We start from the raw sequence: 20,325 nt of genomic DNA on the forward strand, positions 1-20,325 counted from the left end.
AAACATTTTGAACAGGAGCCGCCACTGTGTCCGACATATACGATTGGTCTCCGGAGAACAGCCAGTTCTGGCAGTCCCGGGGAAGTAAAATTGCGAGCCGTAATCTGTGGATTTCAATTCCCAGCCTGCTGGCCGGATTCGCAGTATGGCTGTACTGGGGGATCATCACTGTACAGATGCTCAATCTGGGTTTCCCCATTGCCAAGTCTGAGCTGTTCACCCTGACGGCGATAGCCGGCCTGACCGGCGCTACGCTGCGCATTCCCAGCAGTTTCTTTATCCGTCTGTGCGGCGGGCGCAACACCATAGTATTCACCACCGCACTGTTGATCATTCCCGCCCTGGGAGCGGGGATTGCTTTGCAGGACCGCGACACGCCGCTGTGGATCTTCCAGTTGCTGGCTCTCCTCAGTGGCCTGGGGGGTGGTAACTTTGCTTCCTCCATGTCCAATATCAGCTTTTTCTTCCCCCGGGAAAAACAGGGGCTGGCTCTCGGGCTGAACGCGGGGCTCGGCAACTTCGGCGTTACCACCATGCAGATACTGGTGCCGTTGTTTATGACCTTTGGTGCCTTTGGCGCTATGGGCGGAGATCCGATGACACTGGTGAGTTCGTCCGGAACCCTGATCGGAAAAATCCCCGCGGGTTCCCCGGCGTGGATACAGAATGCCGGATTTCTCTGGCTGCTGATTCTGGTGCCCCTGGTGCTGGCCGGCTGGTTTGGTATGAACAATATCCGTACCGAAGAGGTGTCGCCGGATATCGGCAACCCGGCCAGCGCCTTTGGCAGGATGACCCTGATGCTCGGCATAGGTTTCCTCACCGCCGTGGTGGGTCTTTGGTTACTGCTGCCGGAAAGCGCGAATGGGTCCGGGTGGGGAGTACCCAAGGAAATTGTGCTGGTTTTTGTGATTTTCGGTACTGTCTACGGCCTCAAGCTATTGCCCGGGGAGATCAGAAGCAGCCTGAACAGGCAGTACCGGATTTTCAACCACAAGCACACCTGGGTAATGAGTGTGATCTACACCATGACCTTTGGCAGCTTTATCGGTTATTCCGCGGCTTTTCCCCTGGCGATCAAGGTGATCTTCGGCTACAGCCACGTGGCGGTCGATGGCGTGATGACTCACAGCACTGTAAATGTAAACGGTCCCAGTGCACTGATGTACGCGTGGATGGGGCCTTTTATCGGCGCACTGATACGCCCGGTTGGGGGTTGGATTGCCGACCGGATCGGCGGCGCCCTGGTAACCCAGGTATGTGCACTGGTGATGGTTGTCAGTGCTCTGGGTGTGTCCTACTACATGGAGGCGGCCTATGCATCCGCAACGCCGGAGGAGTATTTCGTACCCTTTTTCCTGCTGTTCCTGGTTCTGTTCGCGGCCACGGGAATAGGCAATGGCTCGACTTTCCGCACCATTGCCATGGTGTTTCCAAAAGAGCAGGCCGGCCCTGTGCTGGGGTGGACCTCCGCGGTAGCGGCGTACGGAGCCTTCTATATCCCGAAAGTATTCGGCGAACAGATCAAGGCGACTACCCCGGAATATGCGCTGGTCGGCTTTGCTGTTTTCTACGCGCTGTGCCTGGTTATCAACTACTGGTACTACCTGCGCAAAGGCAGCGAATTCTATAACCCGTGATCAAATCTGATTGGGCCATGAATGAGAGAGGGGGCAACCCCTCTCGTTTTTTTGTAACTACGCTCCCCCTCCCGCTTGCGGGGGAGGGGCCGGGGGAGGGGGCGCTGACCGGCTCCCCTCTCCCTACCCTCTCCCCCAAAAGGGGGAGAGGGGACTGTCGGGGTGAGTAGTTAGACCAGTTTGTTGGCTGCCAGCGCAGCGTGAATGCGCCGGCACATTTTGCCAAAGCGAGATACGTCACCGATAGTGGGCTTTTCGCCGGAATCCAGGCGGGTCTCCCATTCCTCCAACTCCTGGTCGAGGAATTCCAGTAGTTTTTTCGGGCATCCGCGGCAGGGGCCGGCACACAGTTGGCTCGCCGGCAGATGGAATGGCAGGGTTTTGCGAACCTGTGAAATCAGTTCGCGCATAGCGGTGGTGGTATCCGGTTTCACAATTCGCTCGGTTAGACTCCACCCCGCTCATCCACCGGACCCGGCAGCGTTGTTCCACAACAGCTGGCGTTCGCGGGCGTACTCGGGAACAAAGACAAAGGAAACCTCGGTGCCGCCGCTTTCGCAGCGGCGGATATCCAGCCCGCCTCTCAGGTTGCTGGCACGCTCCTGCATGATGGACATGCCGAAGTGATTGCGTTTCTCCGGCGACTCGCTGATGCCGACACCGTTGTCGCAGATACTGACCCGGATTTCCTGCCCCTCGCCCTGTGTCAGGCGGATGCTTATATGATCGCCCCACGAATGATACACCGCGTTTTGCGAGGCCTCGCGCACCAGCTGTAACAGGTGAATCTCTTCGTTGGGGGTCAGTGGGATTTCCTCCAGATCGTAGACCAGATCGATAGTGATCTCCGGGTGTTGTTCGCGGTGCTGGAAAACGGATTTTTCCAGAATGGCGCGCAGCCCTCCCTCCGCTATCTGCAGCCGGAAAGTGGTAAGCAGTTCCCGCAACTGCCGGTATGAGGCGTTGAGGCCCTGCTTGAGTTCGGAGGTGATCTCCGCGACCTGGTCGCGGTCCAGCGCATCGCCGCGGTTGCAGCGGGCCAGCCTGGCCACTTGGATTTTGAGATAGGAAAGGGACTGGGCCAGGGAGTCGTGCAGTTCGCGGGCAATAATGCCCCGCTCGTCCATCAGGGCCACGCGCCGGTCCTGCTCGCTGCGCTCCTTCAGAGTTATCGCCGTGGTGACCGCATCGGCAAATGCGCTGAGGCGTAGCTGTTGTTCCCTCTGCAGCAGCTGGCCCTGCGGAAGGGTGCATACCAGGACACCGTAATTGCGTTTGTCCGCTTCCAGGGGGAAGCGGTAGATCTGCTGGCCGGCGACCTCCCTGGGGCCGGAGGCGTGGGCACAGCTGTTGCAATTACTTTCCTGGCAGGCGTTGTTGCCGGCGCCGTGAATCAGGTGCTGGTAAGGGGTCATTCCCTCCGGCGTCATCAGGCACAGGTCGAGGTCGTGCAGTTCGGTGAGCTCGCTGAACTCCGCCAACCACTGGTCCATTTCCAATCCATTGAGCGGGCCTTCGCTGATGCGCCGCGCGAGGCGGTATTGAAAGTTGAGTACCTCGTGGCTCTTGTGCAGCTGTGCGGTCTTGTCCCTGACCCGCGTTTCCAGTTCGCGATGTGTGCCGTCTATAACCTCACACATCCGGTTGATGGTCTGTGCCAGCAGGCCCAATTCGTCCTCGCCGTGCAGGTCGAGTTTTTGGCGGAAGTTGCCCCTGGCGATATCGCGACAGCTGGCGATCAGTTTGCGCAGCGGCTGCTCCACCGAGCGGGACAGCGAGAAGAGGGAAAAATAGACCAGTATGACGGTAGCGAACAGAGAGCAGAGCTGGACCAGGCGCAGCAATTCGACTTTGTGCTCCGCGGTGTGCTGGTAATCCAGTACCAGGGTGTCCACCCGGTCCACAAATGACTCAGCGGTGTTGAGGAGTTTGCCTTCGCTGATGCGGCTTTCCCCGTTGGCGACGGATGCCAGCAACGGCAGGATATGCTGCCGCCACTCCTGGCGCACCTCTCGAAAATTCTGTGCCTCCGGCTGTTGGTCGGCGGGAGAGAATTCCGAGATGGTGGCGATATGATCCAGGCGCGCGGATATCTGTTCCGCCAGATCCTGCGTGGCCCTCTGGTCACCACTGGAGGCGGTGGCCACCGATTTGTAGGTCATGGCGCGCAGCGAGCCGGACAGGTTGACGGCGGCGGCGTCATTTTCCGCGGCGTCGGAGATGACATAGGAGGCCACCATGGAGCCGATGGCCACCACAATGGTGAGCAGCATCAGCACCCCGATACGGAACACAATGGATTGGCGGATGCGATTCAGTACATTGCCCATAGGATATTCTCCGCAGGTAAGGCACTCATTATGCCCGACACCACTGTATTTGGTAGTACCCCCAAAAAACCGCAATGAGTCCCGTCGGCCCCCTCCTCCAACCCGCCGGCCACGCCGCGCCGGACCAGCTGCGGCCGCGGCTGCCCGGCACCGGTAATACCTCTACCACTTAGGGGGTAGGCGGTCATTTTTGCCTCGGCGGCACCCCGGTGAATTCACTTGCCGCACCTTTTATATTGCTTTTCATCCACGGCAAGACACCGGCATTTTCGTCTCGGAGTAAAGCATGAGCCACTTTCTGGACCGACTGAAATATTTCAAAAAGCGCAAAGAGCCTTTCGCGGACGGCCACGGTGAAAAAACCTGGGATGACCGCAGTTGGGAGGACGGCTATCGCCGCCGCTGGCAGTTCGACAAAATTGTGCGATCCACCCATGGGGTGAACTGTACCGGCTCCTGCAGCTGGAAAATCTACGTAAAAGACGGGCTGGTCACCTGGGAGACCCAGCAGACCGACTATCCGCGCACCCGCCCGGATCTCCCCAACCACGAGCCCAGGGGCTGCCCGCGCGGCGCCAGCTACTCCTGGTACATGTACTCGGCCAACCGCCTCAAGTACCCGAAAATCCGCAAGCGCCTGGTACAGCTCTGGCGCCAGGCCAGGCTGCAGCACGCCGATCCGGTGGACGCCTGGGCCAGTATTGTCGAAGACCCGGAAAAAGCCAGGTCCTACAAGGAGTGCCGCGGCATGGGGGGCTTCGTGCGCATCGAATGGAATGAGGTGAACGAACTGATCGCTGCGTCTAATGTGTACACCACCAAAACCTATGGCCCGGACCGGGTAACCGGATTTTCCCCGATTCCCGCCATGTCCATGGTGTCCTACGCCGCGGGTGCCCGCTACCTGTCCCTGATAGGCGGCAACTGCCTGAGCTTTTACGACTGGTATTGCGACCTGCCGCCGGCCTCGCCGCAGGTCTGGGGTGAGCAGACCGACGTGCCGGAATCCGCCGACTGGTACAACTCCAATTACCTGATCGTGTGGGGTTCCAACGTCCCCCAGACCCGGACGCCGGATGCCCATTTCCTGAGTGAAGTGCGCTACAAGGGCGCCAAGACCTGTGTGATCACCTCGGATTATTCCGAGTGCTCCAAGTTCGGCGATACCTGGCTGGCACCGCGCCAGGGCACCGACGCCGCCCTGGCCATGGCCTTTGGCCACGTGATCCTGAGGGAATTCCACGTGGACAAACCCAGCGCCTACTTCACCGAATATGTGCGCACCTACACCGATATGCCCATGCTGGTGACCCTGGAGGAAAAAGACGGCAGGCTGGTGCAGGGGCGTTTCCTGCGCGCCTCGGATCTGGCCGACAACCTGGGCCAGGACAATAACCCGGAATGGAAAACCATCGCCGTCAACGACGACGACCTACTGGTGTGCCCCAACGGCTCCGTGGGCTTCCGCTGGGGCGAGCCCGCGGCGAAGGATGGGCAGGGTAAGTGGAACCTTGAGCAGCGGGACGGCCGCGACGGGGCGGAAGTGAAACTGAAGCTGAGCCTGAAGGATTGCGCCGACGGCGTGCTCAAAGTGGCCTTCCCCTATTTCGGCGGTCAGGTCCACGAATACGATTATTTCCAGCACACGGATCACAGCGACGTGATCGAGTACAAGGTGCCGGTAAAAAAAATCACCGGCGCGGACGGCAGATCCATTCTGGTAGCCAGTGTCTACGACCTCACACTCGCCAACTACGGCGTCGAGCATGGCCTGGACGACCCCAATTGCGCCCGCAGCTACGACGACAACAAGCCCTACACCCCGGCGTGGCAGGAGGCGGTCACCGGAGTCAAGCGCGAGGATGTGATCCGCGTTGCACGGGAATTTGCCACCACTGCGGACAAGACCCGCGGCCGCTCCATGGTGATCGTCGGTGCCGCGTTGAACCACTGGTATCACATGGACATGAACTACCGCGGCCTGATCAACATGCTGATGCTGTGTGGCTGCGTGGGCCAGAGTGGCGGTGGCTGGGCGCACTACGTGGGCCAGGAAAAGCTGCGCCCGCAGACCGGGTGGACGCCGCTGGCGTTTGCCCTGGACTGGCAGCGTCCGCCGCGCCACATGAACGGCACTTCCTTTTTCTACAATCACTCCAGCCAGTGGCGCTACGAAAAGCTCGAGATGAGCGAAGTCATTTCCCCGCTGGCGGACAGGGAAAAATGGAGTGGCTCCATTATCGATTTCAACAGCCGCGCCGAGCGCATGGGATGGCTGCCGTCGGCTCCGCAGCTGGGTACGAATCCGCTGCGGCTGGCAAGCGAAGCCGCCGCCGCGGGTATGGACCTGAAAGACTACGTCGTGCAGCAGCTCGGGAGCGGCGAACTGAAGTTTGCCAACCAGGACCCGGACAACCCGCAGAACTTTCCGCGCAACCTGTTTATCTGGCGCTCCAACCTGTTGGGTTCCTCCGGCAAGGGGCACGAATATATGTTGCGTCACCTGCTGGGCACCCGGCACGGCCTGATGGGTGTGGACCTGGGCGAGTCCGGCGGCAAAAAGCCGGAGGATGTCACATGGCGCGACACGCCCAGCGAAGGCAAGGTGGATCTGCTGGTAACCCTGGACTTCCGCATGTCCACCACCTGCCTGTACTCCGATATCGTCCTGCCCACCGCCACCTGGTATGAAAAGGACGATATGAATACTTCGGATATGCATCCGTTTATTCACCCCCTGACCAGGGCGGTGGACCCCGCCTGGCAGGCGCGTTCCGACTGGGAAATCTTCAAGGGCATCGCAAAGAAATTCTCTGAACTTACCGAGGGGCACCTGGGAGTGGAAACCGACCTTGTGACCCTGCCGATTCACCACGATACCCCCGCGGAAATCGCCCAGCCGTTCGGGGTGAAAGCCTGGTGGAAGGGCGAGTGCGATCTGGTACCCGGTGTGACCGCCCCAAGCATGATCCCGGTGGAGCGGGATTACCCCAACACCTACAACCGGTTTACTTCCATTGGCCCCCTGCTGGAAAAACTCGGCAACGGCGGCAAGGGAATTTCCTGGAATACCGATGCGGAAGTGGACTTCCTCAAAAAACTCAACCGCACCTATTGCGAGGATTCCGCACGGGATGGCCGCGCAAAAATAGAAACCGCCATCGACGCGGCGGAAATGATTCTCTCTCTGGCGCCGGAAACCAACGGTCAGGTGGCGGTAAAGGCCTGGGCCGCGTTAGGCGAGATCACCGGTCGCGACCACACGCACCTCGCCAGGCCCAAGGAAGAGGAAAAGATCCGCTTCAACGACATAGTGGCGCAACCGCGTAAGATCATTTCCTCCCCCACCTGGTCCGGGCTGGAAGACGAGCATGTGAGCTACAACGCCGGCTACACCAATGTGCACGAGTATATTCCCTGGCGCACCATCACCGGCCGCCAGCAGTTCTACCAGGATCATGAATGGATGCGCGACTTCGGCGAGACCCTTTGTGTCTACAAGCCGCCGGTCAATCTCAAAACTGTGGAGCCGGTGCTGAACAGGAAATCCAACGGCAACAAAGAGATCCTGCTCAACTGGATCACGCCGCACCAGAAATGGGGCATCCACAGCACCTATTCCGACAACCTGCTGATGCTGACGCTCTCCCGCGGCGGCCCCATCGTGTGGATGAGCGAAAGGGATGCGAAGCTGGCGGGCGTGGAGGACAACGACTGGATAGAGATCTTCAACGTCAACGGCGCCATCGCCGCCCGCGCGGTGGTCTCTCAGCGGGTTCCGGAGGGAATGGCGATGATGTACCACGCCCAGGAGCGGATCGTGAACACCCCGGGGGCGGAAACCACCGGAACCCGGGGCGGCATCCACAATTCCGTTACCCGCGCAGTGATGAAGCCCACCCATATGATCGGTGGTTATGCCCAGCAATCCTACGGTTTCAATTACTACGGCACCGTCGGCTGTAATCGGGACGAGTTTGTTATTGTGAGAAAGATGAACAAAGTTGACTGGCTGGATGGCGAAGATGCCAAGGTAACAGAGATTGCAGGGGGGGCGTCAGAGTGAAAGTAAGAGCGCAAATCGGCATGGTGCTGAACCTCGACAAGTGCATCGGCTGTCACACCTGCTCGGTAACCTGCAAAAACGTATGGACCTCCCGGGAAGGGGTGGAATACGCGTGGTTCAACAACGTGGAAACCAAGCCGGGCATCGGCTACCCCAAGGAGTGGGAGAACCAGGACAAATACAAAGGTGGCTGGGAGCGCGGGAAAAACGGCAAACTCCAGCCCCGCCAGGGCGGCAAACACCGGGTGCTGGCCAATATCTTCGGCAACCCGGAAATGCCGGAGATCGACGACTACTACGAGCCGTTCGATTTCGACTACCAGAATCTGCACCAGTCACCTCAGAAAAAGCACCAGCCGGTAGCGCGCCCCCGCTCGCTGATCACCGGCGAGCGCATGGAAAAGATCGAATGGGGTCCCAACTGGGAGGAAATTCTCGGCACCGAGTTCGAGAAGCGCAAAAAGGACAAGAATTTCGACCAGGTGCAGGCGGAGATATACGGAGAGTTCGAAAATACCTTCATGATGTACCTGCCGCGCCTGTGTGAGCACTGCCTCAACCCGGCCTGCGTGGCGTCCTGCCCCAGCGGTGCCATCTACAAACGGGAGGAGGATGGCATTGTCCTGATCGACCAGGACAAGTGTCGCGGCTGGCGCATGTGCGTCTCCGGGTGCCCCTACAAGAAAATCTACTACAACTGGAAAACCGGAAAATCCGAGAAGTGCATCTTCTGTTATCCGCGTATTGAGTCCGGGCAACCCACTATCTGCTCCGAGACCTGTGTCGGCCGCATTCGCTATCTCGGCGTGCTGCTGTACGACGCGGATCGTATCGAGGAGGCCGCCGCGGTGGAAAACGAACAGGATCTTTACCGGGCGCAGTGCGATATCTTCCTGGACCCGGCCGATCCCAAAGTGCAGGAGGCCGCCCTCGCCGAGGGTATTCCCCAGGCGTGGATCGACGCGGCCCAGCAGTCACCGGTGTACAAGATGGCGATCGACTGGCGGGTGGCGCTGCCCCTGCACCCGGAGTACCGCACCCTGCCAATGGTCTGGTATGTGCCACCGCTGTCGCCGATCCAGTCCGCCGCCGAGGCCGGCCATGTGGGCATGAGCGGCGATATCCCGGACCTCAAGAGCCTGCGCATTCCGTTGAAATATCTCGCCAACATGCTTACCGCCGGCGATGAAGCGCCGGTGGAGCGCGCGCTGGAACGCATGATCGCCATGCGCGCCTATATGCGCTCGGTGCACCTCGAGGGAGTGCAGGACCGCCAGCTGTTGGAGCGGGTTGGTCTGTCGGTACAGCAGGTCGAGGAAATGTACCGTTACATGGCCCTGGCAAATTACGAGGATCGCTTTGTCGTTCCCTCGAGTCACCGCTCCTATGCGGAAAACGCCTATGACATGAAATCCTCCTGTGGCTTCAGTTTCGGCAACGGATGCAGTACCGGAAACGACTCGGTCAATATTTTCGGAGGCAAAAACCCCGCCGTTCGCCAGGTTATCCCGGCGAAGAATGTGGAGTAACCGGAGAAACCAATGAAAATACTTCAGCTGATATCGCACCTGTTGGACTATCCGGATGAAGCTCTGGCAAAAAACCTGCCGGAACTCACCCGCTGGGTGGAGCAGGCGGACGAACTCGATGGCGAAGTGCGGGAAAGTATCCTGCATTTCATCGAATACCAGCGGCAGCGGGATCTGCTCGACTGGCAGAGCGAGTACGAGGGTCTGTTCGAGCGCGGGCGCGCCGTGTCCCTGCATATCTTCGAACATATTTACGGCGAGTCCCGCGATCGCGGGCAGGCCATGGTGGAGCTTCTCAAGCACTATCGGGAAGCGGGCCTGGAGCTATCGGAAAGGGAGCTGCCGGACTATCTGCCCACCTACCTGGAGTTCTGCGCGACCCAGGAAACCGCGGCTCGGGAATGGCTGGAGCAGATAGCTCATGTACTGGCACTCTTGTCCGCCCGGCTCAGGCAAAAGGAATCCGTCTACGCGCACCTATTGACCGGCCTGCTGGGGTTGATCGGCCTGAATGTGGATATGACGGCGCTCGCGGAGGTGGTATCCAAGGAGGAGCCCGACGATACGCCGGAAGCGCTGGACAAAATCTGGGAGGAGGAGGCCGTTTCCTTCTCCGCGGGCGGCAGTTGCGACCAGAGTGTACAGCGCCCGGCTGCGGCGCAGTTTATGGGGGAGGAGCCCATTGTCTGGGCGGATGAAGGCCGGAACAGTGCGACACCTGGGTGAGGAGTAAATGATGAACTATTTTAATACGCTTTTGTTCGGAATCTATCCCTTCGTAGCGCTCACCGTCTTCCTGGTGGGAAGCCTGATTCGCTACGACCGGGATCAGTACACCTGGCGTACCGGCTCCAGCCAGCTGCTGGAAAAGAAGAAGCTGCGCCTGGGCAGCTACCTGTTTCATGTGGGGATAATCGCGATACTCGCCGGACACTTTGTGGGTCTGCTGACCCCCAAGGCGGTGTGGCATCTGCTGGGGGTTGAGGCATCCACCAAGCAGGCGCTGGCGATGATCGCCGGTGGCCTCTTCGGGGTCATCTGCTTTGTCGGCATGACCATCCTGATCCACCGCCGCCTGACCAACCCCCGTGTGCGCGCCACTTCCTCGACAATGGATATCACCATACTGCTGTTGCTGTACGTGCAGTTGATACTCGGCTTGTTGAGCATCTTCGTCTCCGCCGGCCACATGGACGGCGCGGTCATGCTCCAATTGATGATCTGGGCACAGTCCATTGTCACCTTCAATGCGTCCGAGGCAGTGGCCGCGATCAGCGACGTGCACATCATTTACAAGCTGCATGTGTTCCTGGGCATGACGCTGTTCCTGCTGTTCCCCTTCAGCCGCCTGGTACACGTCTGGAGCCTGCCGGTGCAGTACCTGGGCCGCAACTACCAGGTCGTACGGGCGAGAGGCGCCCGTCGGGTTTGATCGGGGAATCACCTACAGGGCTGACTATGAACGGTTTACTGGCTTCAGACCGGGACGGGGACCGTCCCGATCTTCTGCAAACGATTTGTGTCAACGGTCGGGAGATATCCCCGCAACAGGTATACAGGGAGATGCAGTACCACCCGGCCGCCACGCCGGCAGAGGCAATTTTCAACGCGGCCCGCTCCCTGGTTCTGGGAGAACTTCTGAGCCAGCGCGCCCGGGCACAGGGACTCTGTGACCGGGAAACACTGCCGGGAAGTGCCGGCTTTGATACGGCGGTGGACAAGCTGTTGCAGCTGGAAGTGCCGGTACCCAAACCCGGCCGCCCCAGTTGCCTGGAGTATTACTGCCAGCACCGGGAGCAATTCACTTCGCCGCCGCTGGCGGAGGTGCGCCATATCCTGCTACCGGCGACAGGCGCCGATAGGGAGGAGGAAGGTCGAATCCGGAGGCTGGCGAATTCCCTATTGATGGAAATCAAGGCTTCCGCCGATCCGCTGGTGTACTTTGCAGAACTTGCCCCTACGCAGTCCGCCTGTTCATCCAGGGACGCCGGTGGCTGTCTGGGCCAGATAGGCCCGGGAGATACGCTTGCGGCTTTCGAGGAGGCGGTGTTTCGGTACGGCGTCGGCCTGGTGCCGGAGCCGGTGGCCAGCGACTATGGGTTGCACCTGATTTACGTGGAGCAGTTTGAACCGGGGCAGCCGTTGCTATTTGAAATGGTGGAGGAAAAGATTGCGCAACAGCTCCAGCAGTCGCTGCGCCGGCGGATGATACGGGTCTACCTGCTGGACCTGGTATCCCACGCCCGCATCACGGGTATCGATTTGCTGTCGAAACGGGATTGGGCGCATTAATCGGTGAGAGGCCGCACGCTTTTCCGGGAGGAATACAGATGGCAGTGAAAAATCCATATAGGCACTTGCCGCTGGTCTGGGCCGGGATCCAGATTCCTGGGGTCCAGACTTCGCAGGAATGACGAGATTACTTGTTCAGGGCCTTCCTAAATCGAGATAGTTATGGCGTCCATTCGCAAGTCCATTTCCCGCGGAGGTTACCGGTTCGGCTGCCGGCTGCTGCCGGTACTGCCCAAGTGGCCGGGTGAACTGGCCCTGATGAAATTCCTCAACATCCAGCTGGCCGAAGAGCTGGAGGAGGGCGGGTTCGATTTTCTCGAAGGGCGGGTATTGGAGATTGCGATCAGTGATTTTCGCATTAGCCTGCGCATAGGAAAACGCGGTGCGCGTTTCGTGCGCGCACCGGTGAGTGCAATTACCGATGCCACCATCGCGGCGAAAGCCGCGGACTTTCTGGCCATCGCCAGCGGCAGGGAAGATCCGGACACGCTGTTCTTTCACCGCCGGCTCAGTATCAGCGGTGATACCGAACTCGGATTGACGGCCAAAAACCGCCTGGATGCAATCGACCGGAGCCGCCTACCGCAACGGGCGCAGCGCTGGCTGGTGCTGGTAGCCGGGGCGCTGGCAGACGCGGCTCCGAAATAAATGGAAAACCTATGGAACTCGTATGTCCCGCCGGCGGCGTGCCGGCATTGGAAGCCGCCATCGACAACGGCGCCGACGCTGTCTATATCGGATTCAATGACGACACCAACGCGCGCAATTTCGGCGGTCTCAACTTCAACGACAGGAGTGCGCTGCGGGCCCTGGAGCGTATACGCAGTCGGGACAGGAAACTGTTCGTCGCCATCAACACCTATGCGAAGCCAGGAAGTTTCCCGCGCTGGCAGGCGGCGGTGGACCGGGCTGCCGACCTTTCGGCCGACGCGGTGATCATGGCGGATATTGGTCTTATGGGGTATGCGCGCGACAAGTACCCGAAATTGTCCCTGCACCTGTCGGTGCAGGCGTCGGCGACCAGCGTTGCGGCGCTGGAATTCTATCGCCGGCAGTTTGGCATTCGCCGCGCGGTGCTGCCGCGGGTGCTGTCGCTCAAGCAGGTGCAGCAGCTGGCGGCCGGCAGCCGGGTGGAGCTGGAGGTGTTCGGTTTCGGCAGCCTCTGCATCATGGCCGAGGGGCGCTGCCACCTGAGTTCCTATGTCACCGGTGAGTCGCCCAACTTGAACGGAGTCTGCTCCCCGGCCAGGGCGGTGGAGTGGAGAAACGGGGCGAACGGGCTGGAGACAAGACTCAACGGCGTATTGATAGACCGCTTCGCCGACAACGAAAACGCCGGTTATCCCACCCTGTGCAAGGGGCGCTTTGTGGTGGACGGCAAGCGCCAGCATGCCCTGGAAGAACCCACGAGCCTGAACAGCATGGCACTGCTTCCGGAGTTAAAAGCGGCGGGTATTCAGGCGATCAAGCTGGAAGGCAGGCAGCGCAGCCCCGCCTATGTGGCGCAGGTGGTGCGCACCTGGCGCGAGGCGATCGACGAAGTGCTGCAACGCGGCGCCGATTTCTCGGTCAAGGAGCGCTGGCGTGGGACACTGGCAAAAAACTCTGAAGGCAAGCAAACCACACTGGGCGCCTACGATCGCCCCTGGCAGTAGAGGAGGCGGTATGCAGCTCGCCTTGGGGCCGGTGCAGTACTATTGGAGCCGGACCGATATCAACCAGTTCTATGAAAGCATGCTGTCCACGCCGCTGGATATCGTTTACCTGGGGGAGGTGGTGTGCGGCAAGCGGCACCAGTTGCGCGCGGCGGACTGGCTGGAGCTGGCCCGGACCCTGGTGGAGGTTTCCGACAAGCAGATAGTGTTGTCGACGCCGACGCTGCTGGAGTCGAATGCCGACTTGAATTGGGTGCGGAAAATCTGTGACAACGGGCAACTGCTGGTCGAGGCCAATGATATGTCGGCGGTACAGCTGTTGTCGGAAGCCCGACTGCCGTTTGCCTGTGGTCCGGCGATCAATATTTACAATCATCGGGCGCTGTCTCACCTGATGTCACTTGGCATGGTGCGCTGGACCGCGCCGGTGGAAATGAGCGGGCGGCAACTGGGCGATGTGCTGAACGTCTGCGGCAGTAAGCCCGAGGTCGAGCTGTTCGCTTACGGACATATGCCGCTCGCCTATTCGGCGCGCTGCTTCACCGCCCGCCACCTCGGGCTTGACAAGGACAACTGTGGATACCGCTGTATGGAATATCCCGACGGTCTGTCGCTGGCCTCCCAGGAGGGCGAAAAGCTGTTCGTGATCAACGGTATCCAGACGCTGTCCGGGGAGCCTGTCAATCTATTGCGCCATTATCCGGAACTGCGTGAGCTCGGGATCGACATTCTGCGCATCTCCCCACAATGGTTGCGTATGGAACAGGTGGTCGCTGCCTTTGACAGCGCCCGCCGTGGCGAGTTGAACCCGGATCTTCTACCGCATGGCGTCGACGGTTACTGGCGCGACCATGCGGGCCTCGAACTGATTGCGCGTAGTGGTCGCGATGCAGATTCTACAGACTGGTGCCACACCTGAAGCCGAAGCTGTTTTCAGTGTCGAATGGCCGATCGCTCAGGGCACGATCAGCACATCGGTATTGGACCTGGCAAGTATTCGCTCCGCGGTGTTGCCGAGCAGCAAGCCGGCGGGGCCCTTGCGCACACCGCGCCCGACCAGCATCAGGCGGGCCTTGTTGCGGTCGACGATCCGGTTGACCTCGCGCGCCGGCTTGCCGGACACCAGGTGCATCTCACTGCAGCTGGCGCCGCTGTCAGCGATCATCGCCTGCAGATGCTCGCGCAGCGAGCGCTGCTGTTCGGCGGAGGTGTCCTGCCTGGGCGCCAGTCCCAGCTCCTCGAGCACGCCGACGCCGGGCAGGCAGGCAACCGCTTCCAGCTGCGCATTCAGCAGCCGCGTCAGCCGGTCGCCGGTGGCCAGTACCCGCAGGTTGAGTTCCTGGTGCAGGGGGTTGTCCACGGAAGGGTCCAGTGCCGCCACGAGGCGCTCGCGTTTGACCCAGGGCGTGCTGACCGCGAGCCACAGGGGCACCGGTGAGCGCTCGATCAACTGCCAGTCGATGGAGCCGAAGCCGCCGCGGCCAAACTGTTTCTGGGCCGTCTTGATGACCAGGTCGAAGGGCTCCCGCGCCAGCGCCTCCTGGGTCCAGTTGGCGATACTGTAGTGCCACACGGCTTCGGTCACCGTGTCCGCGGGAAGCTGGTGGCGCTTGCGTAGTTCCTCCAACCAGTGTTCGCGTCCGCTCACTATCATCTGCACCAGGTCGTCCGTTGCCTCGTGCACGCCAGGCAGGGTCAGCTGTGGCTCGTAGGCGAAACTGACCAGGTGCAGTCGCACGCCCGCCGCCTCGGCCAGTGCCATGGCTCGCTGCAGGGCGATCTGTTCATGTTTGGGCTTATCGAGAATCACGAGAATGTTTTTCATTGGATCATCCTTATAGGTACGGTTCTCCCATTGAATCTAACGCTAACTGCTCGCGACTTCTTGATCCAGATCAGTGTGGCGGGAACCAATTACTCTCCGGTGGAAAACAACGCAATAACAGCCAGCAGTGTGACGATCCACAGGCCGGAGAGGATTTTCCAGAACAGCGACGCATTTCGTCAGATTATCCTGGCTGCGCGTCCGAGCGGCATGGCCAAGCTCAGCGATTTTCAGTTCGTACCGCTGGCCTGGGCGGGCCAGACGGCGTTCAAATTCTACGGTAGAACCGCCGTGGATGGACATTACAACGGCTTGGCGCTCGATGAACGCGAAGGCGACAGGATCGCGGGCGTGCTCGAAGACAATGGCATCCTGTTTATGAAGAACCATGGGGTGATGGTCTGTGGCCCGACGATCGCGGAAGCATGGGACGATCTCTATTATTTGGAGCGGGCTGCGGATGTGCAGATCAGGGCCATGAGTAGTGGAAGACCGCTGGTTCCGGCGGTCGTTGCCGAAGAAACCGCCCGGCAGATGCGGGAGGGCGATCCGGAGAGTGCGCGCCTCCATCTGGAAAGCGCCAAGCGCGTTCTGGATCGCGCTGAGCCGGACTATAAGTCCTGATAAAGCCGTCCACGCAGCATGTACCGGCTCCGAGCCCTATGCAGGCGACTTAAGCCCGAACACCCGAAAGCGGACATACAGACTCTCGACCGCTAGAAATAGCGCCGGCGTCGTCAACAGGGATAGCACCGTTGCCACGAGCAGGCCGCCAATAACGACGACCGCCATGGGAGAGCGGAATCCGCCGCCGACGGCGCCTCCCAATGCGCTGGGTAGCATACCTGCCACCATCGCTAGTGTGGTCATCAAAATGGGTCGCGCCCGGGTGCGGCAAGCATGGACGATGGCATCGGTGGGCGACATCCCGCCGTCTTCTCCGATCTTTGCAAAGTCCACCAACAGGATGGCGTTCTTGGCAACGATTCCCATCAGCATGAGAATGCCGATCAACACCGGTAGGTTGATGGGTGTGCTGGTCACGTATAGCGCCAGGATCGCCCCTGTCAGGGCCAGCGGCAGCGACAACAGGATGATCAGCGGCTGGCGCAAACCCGAGAACAGCAGCACCATGACGGCAAACATTAACAGCAGCCCCAGGCCCAGTGCGCCGACAAAACCATTCATCACTTCATCCAGGAGTTCGCCGTCGCCCGCTGGCTGGATCAATACGCCAAGCGGCAGCGCCTGCACCTCTTCGGATGCACGAATTCCGGTCAATGCTGTGCCAAGGGTCGCGCCGCCGGCAAGGTCCGCCCCGACCAGTACGCGACGTTGACGGTCGTATCGCTCGATCGACGAAGGCCCTCCTTGCCACCGGACGTCGGCAACGGCGGAGAGTGGAATGGACTGTCCCTCGATGCGCGCTACCGGGAGTGCACGCAGCAATTCAACATCTTGCCGAGCCGACGCATCCAGGCGCACGCGAATGGGGACCAGACGATCCTCTGTCTTGAACTTCGGCAACATCATGTCGGCATCACCCACGGCCGCCAGGCGCACCGCATCGGCGATCTGCCTCGTTGTAATATCGAGCCGGGCAGCGTCCGCCAGCCGCGGCGTGATGTGGATCTCGTTGCGTATAAAGCCGGAGTCCATGGCGATATTCGCCAGCTCCAATTCCTGCATTCGAGATTCAACCAGGGAGGCCGCTTCTTCCAGAAGCGATGGCGTTGCCGCAGCAACCGAGATTTCCACCTCGCGGCCGAGGTTGCTGTTCAAGGGCCAGGCGCGCAGGTCCGGCAATGTGCGCAGCAAGTCGCGAATGGCAATCTGCACCTGACGCTGGCTCTTCTCGCGCTCGCCTCTGGGCCGCAGGTGGACGATCAACGTGGCAAGCCGAAGCTCCTGCTTGCCCGATGGCGACACACCGCCTTCAACCAGGACATGCGCCACCTCAGGCCGTTCGGAGCGTATGCGCCTGGCCATAGCGTCCGTTCGGTCGGCCAATTGCGAAAGGGTGAGGCCGGGAGGAGCTTCCAAGGCGAATACCAAGCGCCCGGTTTCCTCCTGCGGCACCAGATCATCCGGTAACTGGCTGGCAGCTGCCAGCGACAGCCCGAAACCAAGGATGCTGAAAGCGATCACCACACCCTTGCGGCGTACCACCCAGGCGAGCATATGCGCATACCAGCCGGTCGGGGAAACCGGGGTGTCCTCCTCGCCGGGTTGTGGTTTCTTCGAAGGGCGCAGTATGTTGGCCGCCATGATGGGCGTGATGAGCCGGGCCACCAGCAGCGAAAACAGGACCGATACCGAAACCGTCAGTCCGAATTCCTTAAAGTACTGGCCGGCGACACCGCTCATGAAACCTACTGGCGCGAACACCACGGCGACGCTGATCGAGATTGCCATCACCGCCAGACCGATTTCGGCGGTGGCATCGAATGTGGCTTGGCGCGGCGTCTTGCCCATGTGCATGTGACGCTCGATGTTCTCGATCTCGACGATAGCGTCGTCCACCAGGATGCCGGTCACCAGCGTCACGCCAAGCAGGCTGAGCATGTTCAGCGTGTAGCCCATCAAATCGAGCACCCAGAACGTCGGAACGATTGCCAATGGCAATGACACTGCGGCAATGAGAGTGGCGCGCCAGTTGCCCAGGAACATGAAGACAACGACGACCGCAAGAAGTGCGCCTTCGAACAGCGTGCTCATTGCCGCATCGAAGGTTTCCGCGGTAGGAGCAGTCGTTTCATCGATAAGCGTGAAGGTGATGTCCGGCGCAAGGGCCCTGAACCTTGGCAACGCATCGGCGACTGCCTGCGCCACGGCAAGCTCATCGGCGCCCCGCGCACGGAACACAGAGAAGGCCACCGCGGACTGCACGCCGTCGCGGCGCAGGAAGGTCTGGGTTTCGGCAGATGTATCGCTAATGCGCGCCACATCGCCGAGACGCAAGCTGTGTCCGGCGAGCGGCAACGGCGTATCGGCCAGTTCCCGGACCGAACGTGCCCGCGCCAGGATGCGTATGGGCTGCTGGCCATCGGCCGCATTCCAGTGTCCGGCGGGCAGATCGACCCGACTGCCACGAAGCGCGTGCTGTACGTCGCCAACCGTGGCTCCCAGTGAGAGCAGCCGATCCGGATGCAGGGCGACTTCGATTTCCCGGTCGCTTCCGCCCCTGCGCACCGCGTCGCCGATACCCGGCAATCCGAGCAGGTGCTGGGACACCGTGTCATCGATGAACCAGGACAGTTCGGCCAGCGATCTGTGGGGCGAGGAAACCTGCCAGGTCACCAGTTCCACGCCTTCCGTATCGACCTTGGCGACCACCGGCGCGTCTATGTTGGCAGGGAGTTCGCTGCGCAGGGCATCGACGCGGCTCTTGACCTCGAACAGCGCTGTGTCAGAGGCCACGTTCAACTGGAACTCGACCCGCGTGGTTGAAAGGCCGTCGGTGACCGACGAACTGATGTGGCGTATACCGGCAAGCCCCGCCACGGCGTTCTCGACCAGACGTGTTACGTCCGTTTCCAGTTCTTCAGGTGCCGCTCCCGGCTGTGAAATGGACACAGTGACCAGCGGCAGGTCGATATTGGGTGTGCGGCCGACCGGTAACGACAGGAAAGATGACACGCCCAGCAGAAGCAACAGAACGAACAGAACCAGCGAGGGCACGGGCTTGCGGATGGCTCTTGCGGAAATGTTGAAATTCATCGCTCGCGGCCTTCCGGTTCGTTGCCGGTTGTCGCGATCCGGACGGGATCGCCATCGCCATCGCGCAACAGCGACCCCGCTTCCGCCACGACGGCATCGCCATCGCGCAACAGCGACCCCGCTCTCGCCACGACGGCATCGCCGGAGTTCAGACCTCTGACGATTTCAGCATACTCGCTGTTCCGCTCACCCAGGATCACGTCTTGCCGCACGGCCTTACCGTTCCTGACGAGAAACACGTGGGCGCCCAGCTGATCATGGAGCAGGCTGGACTGAGGAAGCGCGAGAAGATCGGCGCCCCCGGTTTGCAAGCGAGCGGTGGCGCCTTGGCCGGAGACGAGCCCGGCGGGTGGATTGTCGAGGCTGATCCAGGCACGCCCCAACCGGGTGCGGCTGTCGAGCGCGCCGGACAACCGGCGTATGTGGCCCGAGAAAACCTGTCCTTCCGCCAAGGTGATGTCGGCGCTTTGACCGATGCGAACCTGGCGCCAGGCGGCCTCGCTGAGGTCGGCGACCAGCTCCATGGCGCTATCGGCGGCGATCTCGAACAGAGGTTGATCATTTGCGGCCTCGCCGATTTCGATGTTCCGTCGTTGTAGCAAACCCGCCACCGGAGCGCGGACCTCGGTTCGTGCAAGGTCGATTTCCAGGGCGCGCACGCGCGCCAGCGCCTCGGCATGACTGGCCGCCACCGCATCGGCCTCGCTACGCGTCATCGCGCCGGAGGGGGCGAGTGCCTCGGCGCGGGCCAGTGCCTGTTCAGCTCGGTGCAGCTCTCCGCGCGAGCCAGCCAACTCGGCGCGCTGGCGCTCGGAGGACAGGTGCGCCAGAATTTGGCCAGCACGAACGGTTTGGCCTTCTTCCGCCAACAACTCCGTTACCACCAGCCCCGGCGTTTGCGTGTGAACCAGCACCACCTGGCGCGGGGCCAATGTGCCAGTCACCGCTATGGAGGAAGCCAGGGGCCGCACTTCTGCACGCACGACACTGACCACCGAGGCCGCTTCAGTTGTGGTCTGAGGCTCATCCGTGTCGCAGCCCTGCAGAACAAATAGAGTAAGTAGCAGTGTCGAGCATTTATGAAGAGGAAGGGGCATGGAAGGCGTTCTCTGACAAAGCGGATGATGCACGCCCGAAAGCGTTACGGCTCGCAGTCCCGGAGACAGGGTACGGGCAACTCAGATGTTCAGGCCGCCGCCTCATCTGCGAACTAAACCAGGATACACCGGGCGATGGAACGCCACATCGAACGATCCCGCCAGGATATC

General features: G+C 60.8%; 15 protein-coding genes. 10 read left to right on the forward strand and 5 right to left on the reverse strand.

Annotated elements, in window-relative coordinates; genetic code table 11:
- Window positions 1-26 precede the first annotated feature (26 nt).
- Complete coding sequence (locus ACRC0P_RS00945) at window positions 27-1,640, forward strand: antiporter (protein WP_438627606.1); 1,614 nt, start codon at window positions 27-29, stop codon at window positions 1,638-1,640.
- Between the two features lie 170 nt (window positions 1,641-1,810).
- On the opposite strand, the gene ACRC0P_RS00950 is transcribed toward ACRC0P_RS00945, so the two are convergent.
- Both ACRC0P_RS00950 and ACRC0P_RS00955 read right to left on the reverse strand, forming a co-directional pair.
- Window positions 1,811-2,074 carry a hypothetical protein gene (locus ACRC0P_RS00950; protein ID WP_438627608.1) on the reverse strand — a complete coding sequence of 88 codons (264 nt, stop codon included), beginning with the start codon at window positions 2,072-2,074 and terminating at the stop codon, window positions 1,811-1,813.
- A 27-nt stretch (window positions 2,075-2,101) separates the two neighbouring features.
- On the reverse strand, window positions 2,102-3,970 hold the full coding sequence (locus tag ACRC0P_RS00955; protein ID WP_438627610.1) for an ATP-binding protein: 1,869 nt from the start codon (window positions 3,968-3,970) through the stop codon (window positions 2,102-2,104).
- 286 nt (window positions 3,971-4,256) lie between these two features.
- On the opposite strand from ACRC0P_RS00955, the gene ACRC0P_RS00960 reads away from it, so the two are divergent.
- From ACRC0P_RS00960 to ACRC0P_RS00995, 8 genes are all read left to right on the forward strand, one after another.
- Window positions 4,257-8,036, forward strand: a complete 3,780-nt coding sequence (locus tag ACRC0P_RS00960) for a nitrate reductase subunit alpha (RefSeq protein WP_438627612.1) — start codon at window positions 4,257-4,259, stop codon at window positions 8,034-8,036.
- Entirely contained in the window at window positions 8,033-9,565 is a 1,533-nt protein-coding gene (gene narH, locus ACRC0P_RS00965; RefSeq protein ID WP_438627614.1) for a nitrate reductase subunit beta, read from the forward strand. Before ACRC0P_RS00960 ends, narH begins: the two co-directional genes overlap by 4 nt.
- A gap of 12 nt (window positions 9,566-9,577) precedes the next feature.
- Window positions 9,578-10,291, forward strand: coding sequence for a nitrate reductase molybdenum cofactor assembly chaperone (narJ, locus tag ACRC0P_RS00970; protein ID WP_438627616.1), 714 nt, complete (start codon window positions 9,578-9,580; stop codon window positions 10,289-10,291).
- A gap of 7 nt (window positions 10,292-10,298) precedes the next feature.
- Window positions 10,299-10,997, forward strand: coding sequence for a respiratory nitrate reductase subunit gamma (gene narI, locus ACRC0P_RS00975; RefSeq protein ID WP_438627618.1), 699 nt, complete (start codon window positions 10,299-10,301; stop codon window positions 10,995-10,997).
- 26 nt (window positions 10,998-11,023) lie between these two features.
- Window positions 11,024-11,857: a peptidylprolyl isomerase gene (locus ACRC0P_RS00980; protein WP_438627620.1), complete on the forward strand. Its 834-nt coding sequence runs from the start codon at window positions 11,024-11,026 to the stop codon at window positions 11,855-11,857.
- 162 nt (window positions 11,858-12,019) lie between these two features.
- Window positions 12,020-12,505 (forward strand): ubiquinone anaerobic biosynthesis accessory factor UbiT, encoded by a 486-nt coding sequence (gene ubiT, locus ACRC0P_RS00985; RefSeq protein ID WP_438627622.1) that lies wholly within the window; start codon window positions 12,020-12,022, stop codon window positions 12,503-12,505.
- Window positions 12,506-12,516: 11 nt separating this feature from the next.
- On the forward strand, window positions 12,517-13,512 hold the full coding sequence (ubiU, locus tag ACRC0P_RS00990; protein WP_438627624.1) for a ubiquinone anaerobic biosynthesis protein UbiU: 996 nt from the start codon (window positions 12,517-12,519) through the stop codon (window positions 13,510-13,512).
- 10 nt (window positions 13,513-13,522) lie between these two features.
- Complete coding sequence (locus tag ACRC0P_RS00995; RefSeq protein ID WP_438627626.1) at window positions 13,523-14,431, forward strand: U32 family peptidase; 909 nt, start codon at window positions 13,523-13,525, stop codon at window positions 14,429-14,431.
- Between the two features lie 36 nt (window positions 14,432-14,467).
- On the opposite strand, the gene ACRC0P_RS01000 is transcribed toward ACRC0P_RS00995, so the two are convergent.
- The gene (locus ACRC0P_RS01000) at window positions 14,468-15,337 is read right to left on the reverse strand and encodes a universal stress protein (RefSeq protein WP_438627628.1); all 870 of its coding nucleotides are present in this window, start codon (window positions 15,335-15,337) and stop codon (window positions 14,468-14,470) included.
- A 60-nt stretch (window positions 15,338-15,397) separates the two neighbouring features.
- Here ACRC0P_RS01000 and ACRC0P_RS01005 point away from each other — a divergent pair, with 60 nt between their 5' ends.
- Entirely contained in the window at window positions 15,398-15,961 is a 564-nt protein-coding gene (locus ACRC0P_RS01005; protein WP_438627630.1) for a class II aldolase/adducin family protein, read from the forward strand.
- 36 nt (window positions 15,962-15,997) lie between these two features.
- Here the strand turns inward: ACRC0P_RS01005 and ACRC0P_RS01010 are convergent, their stop codons facing one another.
- Window positions 15,998-19,057 carry an efflux RND transporter permease subunit gene (locus tag ACRC0P_RS01010; RefSeq protein WP_438627632.1) on the reverse strand — a complete coding sequence of 1,020 codons (3,060 nt, stop codon included), beginning with the start codon at window positions 19,055-19,057 and terminating at the stop codon, window positions 15,998-16,000.
- The gene (locus ACRC0P_RS01015) at window positions 19,054-20,154 is read right to left on the reverse strand and encodes an efflux RND transporter periplasmic adaptor subunit (RefSeq protein WP_438627634.1); all 1,101 of its coding nucleotides are present in this window, start codon (window positions 20,152-20,154) and stop codon (window positions 19,054-19,056) included. The genes ACRC0P_RS01010 and ACRC0P_RS01015 overlap by 4 nt, the downstream gene beginning before the upstream one ends.
- Window positions 20,155-20,325 lie beyond the last annotated feature (171 nt).

The sequence above is a fragment of the Microbulbifer sp. genome (genome assembly GCF_051659245.1).
Taxonomy (GTDB): Bacteria; Pseudomonadota; Gammaproteobacteria; order Pseudomonadales; family Cellvibrionaceae; genus Microbulbifer.